This window comes from Acidobacteriota bacterium (assembly GCA_003696075.1).
Taxonomy (GTDB): Bacteria; Acidobacteriota; Polarisedimenticolia; order J045; family J045; genus J045.
On the sequence record RFHH01000068.1, the window covers coordinates 1 to 6,220 of the forward strand.

The window sequence follows — 6,220 nt, forward strand, 5'->3', positions numbered from 1 at the left end:
CTCCTCGCATCGAGAAGATCCTCGGCATGGCGATGCTGCTCGACCGGATCGAAACGGCGCACGACCTCGACGAGGCGGTGGCGCGGCTCGAGCGGCTCATCGGAACCGAGGGGACCGGAGCCTGAGCATCGGAAGAGTTGCGCGAGCCGGGGTGTCCATTCCGCAGGCGGCCCGGTTTCTCGAGCCTGCCAGTCGGGGGAGCCCATCGCTGCCGCTGGCCGGCGCACGGAGACGATCCGGCGGGCGACGGCCTCCGGGTGCGACCGCGGCGGGTGCCACGTGCGGACTTCGGGTGCACGGCGGAACCCGATCGCTCGGCAGCCATCTCGAACGGCGGAGATCCGGCCTCGGAAGAACGATCGGCACAGCCATCTCCTGATTCCTCACGCGGAGCTTCGCCGAACGACTATCAATACGAGGTTGAAAGGGGTGCGGATGGGAGCTGCGCACGGATCGGCGGGCGATGAACGCATCCCGGCTCTTGGATCGTCGGTCAGGGAGGGGGAAACGACCACACTCCGGTCCTTCGCGTGAGGGTCCGGGGTTCGACGGTCGGGCGAGGCCGCGTCCCGACGGACCGCCGGGGAAGCGGCGGGCGCGGGCCGATCGGCCCTGCAGGAGCCGGCTCGTTCCGAAAGCCGGATCTCGTAGGGACCATGGCGGCGCCCGCCGCCCTCGGCACCCAGCCGAAGGCGGTCCCGCCCGACGCCCGCGCCGATCCGAGCGGCTGGAAGAGACACCTTCCGTGGGCCCACCGGGGCGGGGTTGCAGGCGGTCCCGGTACCGTCGTATTTCTTTCCTGCCAGTATTTGGGAAGAGGAGGTTCACCGGTGGGAGGGGGGAGAAGGTCCGCCCGGACGGGTTCGCTCGGGCCGGACGTGGCGGGATTTCGTTCAGGCGACCCGGCCGCAATCGTCAGCGCCCGAGCGATCGCCGAACGGGTGATCGGGAGGAGCGGTTACTTCGTTCCACCCGAAGACCGGCTCGAGATCCTGCAGGACATCTTCCTGGCGCTCTACCAGGCCGTCTCCTCCCCGCGATTCCGCATCCATTCCTCGTTCGGCGCCTTCGTCCGTTGCGTCGCCCACCGCCGGTGCGTCGATTGGGTGCGGCAACAGCGGCGGAACGATTCCGCGCGCGATCCGGCATCCGGCGCCGAGGACCCACCCGCGCCTGCGACCACGGCGGAAGAACGCCTGCACGACGTCGAACGAAAGCGCCTGGCCCGGTCGGTTCTGAACCGGCTGCGAGCCTCCTGCCGCGAGCTGCTGATCGCCTGGATGAACGACGTGCCCTACAGCGCCATCTCGCTCAAGGACGGCCGCAGCGAGGAAGCGCTCCGCCAGCAGGTGCAGCAGTGCCTGAAGGAAGCACGGCGTCTGGTGTCTCCGCGCTACGGCCGTCCGCGAGGGTCGCGCGCGACTCCACCGCCGCCGCGCGGACCGCGTGGAGCGGCGTCGGCCGGCCCCGCGGCGCGAGGAGGTCCCGATGGACCATGACCAGGTGATCGACCTTCTCCCCAGCTACGTCAAGCGCACCCTTCCGCCGCCGCTCCGGCGCGAGGTGGAGCATCACCTGGAGCGATGCGCCGAGTGCCGGGGAGCGCGGGACGTTGCGGAAGCGCTGCGGGAGATCGCGGAGGAGGGGGGTGACGACGACAAGCACCCGTCCTCGGCGGAGATCGTCGCCTTCGCGACCGGTGACGCGTCGCTCACCGGCGGGCAGCTCCCCGATCTCCGCGCGCATCTCGAGAGCTGCCCGGAGTGCGCGGACCTCGTCGAGAGGGTCCGCGAGGTCGAGCGGCGCCTGGAGCAGGGCAGCGGCCACGGGCGGGAGCGGCCAGTGGCGAGCGCCGCCACCGGCACGGGAGGGTGGCGGTTTACACCGCCGGTCGCGATCGCCGCCTCCGTCGCGCTGCTGGTCGCCGGTGCGGCGATCGGACGGGCGCTCACGCAGGCACCGCTCCCGGGCGGCGCGGTGCCGCTGGTGCTCGTGGCGGCCCCGGAGCGCGGCGCGCGCGAAGCGATCGAGGTTCCCGCGGCTCCCGGACTCGTGATGCTCGCCGTCGAGCTGGCCGCTCCACCGGCGGAGGCGATCGACGCCGGGATGACCGCGCGCATCGTCCGTGACGGGCGGGAGATCTGGTCTGCGCCTATCCGGCCCGAGCAGGCTCGTGAGAGCCTGGCCCGCTGCGGCGCGGTCGCGGTCGCCGTCCCCGGCCGCACCCTCAGAGGCGAGGGCCTTTCGCTGCGCCTCGAGTCGCGCTCCGGCGAGCTGCTGCTCGCCGTGCCGCTGCAGGCCGTGCCGGCGGCTCCCTGAGCGGAGGCACGAAATGCGCCGCGCGCCGGTTCCGGTGGCGATCGCCCTGGCGGCAGCAACGCTCCTGGTCGGAGCGGCCCTCGGCGCCTCCGAGGGCGAGGGCAACGGCTATCGCGGGGTATGGATCTACCGGCATGAGCCGATTTGGCGCTGGCAGGACGTCGAAGAGCAGCTCGCCGAGATGCACCCGCACCACGAAAAGCGCCAGGAGGAGATCGCACGCTCCCGCGCGCTGCTCGATGAGGTGCGCCGCGCGCGCGGAGACGCGAGCGCCGACACGGCCCGCGCAATGGAACTCCTTGCGAGGTCGCTTTGGAACAGCCGCGCTTCGATCGACGAGGTCTGCTCCCTCGCCCACGGCGCGCTGGCGATCCGGCGCCGGCTTTTCGAAGAGGGGAGTCCGCGGCTGATTCCGGGCCTGCTGACCGCGCTCGACTGCACGACCCGGAAGGAAGCGGTCGGCGAGACGCTGGAACTCTCGCGCGAGGTGCGGCGGATCGTTCGCACCCGCGTTCGCGACGACACCTTCGCGAGCCAGATCCTTCACAGCGTCGCCCGTGCGCTCAAGACGTGCGGGCTCTACGACGATTCCCTCGAGACGCTGTTCGAACTCGAGCGCCGCCTGCTCGCCGCCGGCCTCGGCGCGAGCGAGGATCTCGCCAAGACCTACTACGAGATCGGCAAGGTGTGGCTCTTTTTTCTCGAGGATGCGGCGGAGGCGAGGCACTGGTACGACCGGGCGGCGGACGTCGTTCGCGCCGGCGGGTACGAAGGCACCCGCCTCGACGCCCTGATCGTCAACTCGCAGGCCGTCGCAGCCCACGCGCTCGGCGACGTGCGCAGGGCGCTTGATCTGTATCGCCGGGCGCTCCGGATCCGGGAGAAGGTTCTCGGCCCCGACCACGAGGAAACGGGCCAATCGTGGAACAACATCGGCGAACTTCTGGCCGGGCTCGGCCGGCTCGACGAGGCGCGGGCCGCGCTCGAGCGGGCGCTCGAGAACTGGACCGCCGTCTTCGGCCCCGACGATCAGGCGCTCGGCTACCCCCTCACCGGCCTCGCCGAGGTCGCACTCGCCTCCGGCGACCTGAAGCGCGCCGAAGAGATGCTGGTGAAGGCGGAGGCCGCCTACTCCCACTCCGACGGAGCGAACGAGGCGCTGCACCGGTCGGAGATTTTCGGCGTGCTCGCGCTGGTCGAGGCGAAGCAGGGCCGGTTCGACGAAGCGGTGCGTGATGCCGAGGCAGCGGTCGACCTCGCCGAGCGGTACGGGCGCCCGGAGAGCCCGACCTACGCCGAGGCGGCGAGGGTGCTCGCGCTCGTGCTCGCCGCTCGCGGCGGCATCGCGCAGAGCCTGCCCTGGCTCGAGCGCTCGGCGCTCGCGAGCCGCGGGCACCTCCAGCAGGTCCTGAAGCTCCTTCCGGAGACGGCGGCGCTCCGCTACGCGTCGGAGGGCGTCCCCGCGCTCGATCAGGCGCTCTCCCTGCTGTTCCGCGGCCAAACCACGCTGGAGGCCGCGCCGTGGATCGGCGACGAGGTGGCGCGCTCGCGCACGCTCCTTCTCGACAGCCTCGCGCGGCGCCGGCGGGCCGCTTCCACGGCCGACCCGGCGCTGGCCGTCGCGCTGGACGATGCCCGGCGCGTCTACGCGGCGGTGCTGCTCGCGGGAACGGGCCGAAGCGGCGAGGAGCACGCGAGGGAACTCGAGCGCGCCCGGCGCGCCTACGAGCGGCTCGCGTGGAAGGCCGCCGAGATCGGGCGCGCGCTGCCTGCCCCCGAGGAGATCACGCTGGCCGAGATCGGGCGCGCGCTGCCCGCCGGCGCGGTCCTCGTCGCCTACGTGCGCTACGAGAATCCACCGCCCGACCCCGCCGAGGCCTTCGCCGCACCGGGCGCCCACGGACCGGCCGCCTATGGGGCCCTCGTCACGCGGCGCGATGCCGAAGGGCAGATCGCAACCGCCGCCGTTCCTCTCGGTCCGGCCGCGGAGATCGATCCCCTGATCGACCGCTGGCGCTCGTGTGTCGCTGGGGCCCGGTCCCGCCTGGGCGCCGGCCGTTCCTGCGATGCGGCCGGGGAGAGCCTCAGGCGCCGCATCTGGGATCCGGTCGCGCCGCTCGCCCGTCCGGCGCGGCTCGCGCTGGTCGTTCCCGCGGGAGCGATCGCGCTCGTCTCGCTGCCCGCTCTCCCGGCGCCGGAGGGCGGATTTCTTCTCGAGCACGGGCCGACGTTTCACGAGCTGTCGGCGGAACGCGATCTGCTCGAAGGCGACCGGCGCGTCGGCAATACAGGCTCCGACGAGCGGCTGCTGGCCCTGGGCGACCCCGATTTCGACGCCGGGACCGAAGCGCTCGCGGCGGCCAACGAACTGCTGCCGGAGATCGGGTCGCCCGCCCCCGTGGCAAAGGTGGCCTCGGCGCGCCCCGCGATGCGCGGTCTGCGGCCACCCGTCACCGACCTCGGCGGGCTTCGCTTCACGCCGCTGCCGCTCTCCCGCAGCGAAGCGGAAGAGATAGCCCGCCTTTTCCGCGAGCGCACGGAGCGCGAGCGGGCGGCGCTCGTCCTCTCGGGCGCCCGCGCGAACGAGGCCGCGTTCCGGGCGCTCGCCCCGCGCTTCCGCTACCTGCATCTCGCGACGCACGCCTTCGTCGCCGAGCCGTCCGGCGCCCTCGAGGACGACGATCTGACGCCCTTCCTGCTCTCCGGTCTCGCCCTCGCCGGGGCGAACCGGCGCTCGCAGCTCCGGGCGTCCGGATCGCTCCACGACGGGATCCTGACCGCCGAAGAGATCGCCGCGCTCGACCTCCGCGGCGTCGAGTGGGCGGTGCTCTCGGGCTGCGAGACGGCGGCCGGAGTCCTGCATCAAGGAGCGGGCATCGTCGGCCTCCGGCAGGCGTTCGAGATCGCCGGAGCGCGCACGCTGGTGGCGACGTTGTGGCCGGTCCGCGACGATGCCGCGCGAGCGTTCATGGAAGAACTGTACCGCCGGCGGCTGGATGGGATGGCCGTCCCCGACGCGATGCGGGATGCCGCCCTCGCCCTGCTCCGCGATCGGCGGGAGGCGGGGCTGCCGGACGCGCCGGAGACGTGGGGTGCCTTCGTCGCGTCCGGCGATTGGCGCTGATCCCGAGCGATCTCGCTCAGAACTTCAGCAGAATCCCCGCGTTCACCCACACGCCGGTGGCATCCGGCGCCCCCTGCTGGCTGGCCGTCAGCTTGCCGTACTCGATGTCGACGTTGAATCCAGCGTGCTCCCAAGGATAGAGCTTGAACCCGGCCAAGAGGGCGTACTCCATGTCGTACGAATCGCCAGTGTCGCCCCCGATCAATCCGGCCGCCACGCCCACGAAGGGAAGGATCGACCCGCTCGTCACGAAGTGGAATGCGTAGAAAACCCCGTAGTCGCTGTCGTCCATCGTCGAGGAGCCGAAATCCGGATTCTTGTACGTGGTTCGCAAGTAGTTCGCGTAGGCGCCGATTTCGTGCCGCGCGGCGAGGAACCAGCCGATTTGGCCCTCGAGCCGCGTTGTCGTCGTCGTTCCGAGATCCATCCCGTATGCGGAGCCGAAGTCGAGATTGACCCTGGACAGGTTGACACCGAGTTCGACGTCACCCCCTTTCAACTCCCCGGCCCGAACGGCCGGGAGGAAGAACGACAGCATCACCACCACGAGAACGAGCTTCCGCATCGTGCCGAGCCTCCTCGAGCGCCTGGCGCGCGGGCCGCGTCCCACGGCGTTGCGATCCCGCGAACGGGGGCAGCCCGCGCCGAATCAGGCGGCGAATGCCGTGGATGTTTCTGTCGCGGGTGGGACGTGGCCGTGAGGCCCGTTTCGGAACTCCTGGCCCCGGCCCGAAGCGTCAGTCGAGGGCTTCGACCGAGAACGGAGGCAGGTCGAGC

The 6,220-nt window shown here is 71.8% G+C and carries 4 protein-coding genes; 3 read left to right on the forward strand and 1 reads right to left on the reverse strand.

Annotation, left to right across the window (positions count from 1 at the left end; all coding sequences use genetic code 11):
- Positions 1–656: 656 nt before the first annotated feature.
- Genes D6718_04440 through D6718_04450 form a run of 3 tightly spaced genes read left to right on the forward strand, consistent with a single transcriptional unit; the run spans position 657 to position 5,443 of the window.
- Positions 657–1,499: a sigma-70 family RNA polymerase sigma factor gene (locus D6718_04440; GenBank protein ID RMG47068.1), complete on the forward strand. Its 843-nt coding sequence runs from the start codon at positions 657–659 to the stop codon at positions 1,497–1,499.
- Entirely contained in the window at positions 1,447–2,319 is an 873-nt protein-coding gene (locus tag D6718_04445; protein ID RMG47069.1) for a zf-HC2 domain-containing protein, read from the forward strand. The genes D6718_04440 and D6718_04445 overlap by 53 nt, the downstream gene beginning before the upstream one ends.
- A 13-nt stretch (positions 2,320–2,332) precedes the next feature.
- The gene (locus tag D6718_04450; GenBank protein RMG47070.1) at positions 2,333–5,443 is read left to right on the forward strand and encodes a CHAT domain-containing protein; all 3,111 of its coding nucleotides are present in this window, start codon (positions 2,333–2,335) and stop codon (positions 5,441–5,443) included.
- Between the two features lie 16 nt (positions 5,444–5,459).
- Here D6718_04450 and D6718_04455 read toward each other — a convergent pair whose 3' ends face one another.
- The gene (locus D6718_04455; protein ID RMG47071.1) at positions 5,460–6,008 is read right to left on the reverse strand and encodes a hypothetical protein; all 549 of its coding nucleotides are present in this window, start codon (positions 6,006–6,008) and stop codon (positions 5,460–5,462) included.
- Positions 6,009–6,220 lie beyond the last annotated feature (212 nt).

Excerpts from the sequence above, each read along its gene's own strand:
- D6718_04440 (RMG47068.1), top strand. The coding sequence starts at position 657 with ATGGCGGCGCCCGCCGCCCTCGGCACCCAGCCGAAGGCGGTCCCGCCC.
- D6718_04450 (RMG47070.1), top strand. The coding sequence starts at position 2,333 with ATGCGCCGCGCGCCGGTTCCGGTGGCGATCGCCCTGGCGGCAGCAACG.
- D6718_04455 (RMG47071.1), bottom strand. The coding sequence starts at position 6,008 with ATGCGGAAGCTCGTTCTCGTGGTGGTGATGCTGTCGTTCTTCCTCCCG.